At 50.5% G+C, this 1,199-nt stretch carries 1 protein-coding gene; it reads left to right on the top strand.

All coding sequences use genetic code 11. The features are described from left to right. The coding region (locus C1T21_RS26950) for a condensation domain-containing protein (RefSeq protein ID WP_258012644.1) at positions 1–1,199 on the top strand (1,199 nt) is incomplete at both ends.

The raw sequence follows: 1,199 nt of genomic DNA, 5'->3' as shown, positions 1-1,199 counted from the left end.
ACGGGCAAGGGCAAAACCAACTGGTAGCCTACTATGTGGCAGAACAAGAAATGAATGCAGGTGAACTGCGCAGCCTACTGGGTGAAAAGCTGCCTCACTATATGGTACCTTCATACTTTGTACAGCTGGAGTCCATGCCACTGACACCGAACGGCAAAATAGACCGCAAGGCATTGCCAGCACCCGAAGGCAGCCTGCAAACGGGAGCCGATTATACCGCACCACGAACCGGGTTGGAATCCGTGCTGGCGCAAATCTGGCAGGACGTGCTGGGATTAGAGCAAGTCGGTGTAAAAGAGAACTTTTTCGAGATTGGTGGACATTCGCTACGCGCGACAACGCTGACCTCGAAGATTCATAAGGAATTGAATAAATCGCTTCCGCTACGTAGTATTTTTGAAGCCCCGACCATTGAACAGCTGGCGGCGGTCATAGAACAATTGGATCAAGAGATGTATGCATCCATTCCAGTGACGGAAGAACGTCCGTTCTACCCATTGTCCTCGGCACAAAAACGGATGTACGTTTTGCATCAGATTGATCCAGATGATGTGAACTACAATATTCCCGCTGTGCTTCAGGTAAGCGGCCCGCTGAATGTAAAACGGGTGGAGAAGGTTTTCCGCCAGTTGATCTCGCGCCATGCGGCACTCCGCACCAGCTTTGGACTGGTAAGCAATGAACCTGTGCAACAGATTCAGGATACGGTGACGTTCGAGGTAGAGTATGCGAAGGTGCAAGCAGGACATGTTGTGACGTATCCAGCTGCTGATCAACAAACCGATGTCGAGGTCTTACATCATGATGCAGCATATGAACAACATACAGAGGGGACTGAGCAGCTTGTAAGCCAGGAAGTGCAAAAATGGGTTCAACGTTTTGTACGTCCATTTGATCTGCAAGCCGCTCCGCTGCTGCGCGTGGCCTTGGTGGATTTGGGCGTACAGGGAGAGGGAGAAAAACAGGAGCCACAGCATCTGTTGATGCTCGATATGCACCATATTATCTCGGACGGCGCATCTATGGGTGTGTTGACCGACGAATTTGTCCGCTTGTACAGCGGTGAAGAACTGTCTCCGCTACGGATTCAATATAAAGACTACGCGGTATGGCAACAAACGGAGGCACAACGGGACTGGATTAAACGTCAGGAAGCATACTGGCTGAATACCTTTAGAGGTGATCTGCCTGTACTGAAC

This window comes from Paenibacillus sp. F4 (assembly GCF_002894905.1).
Lineage (GTDB): Bacteria > Bacillota > Bacilli > Paenibacillales > Paenibacillaceae > Paenibacillus > Paenibacillus polymyxa_B.
The sequence above is the reverse complement of the archived record's forward strand: the minus strand, read 5'-3'. Positions and strand labels throughout refer to the sequence as shown.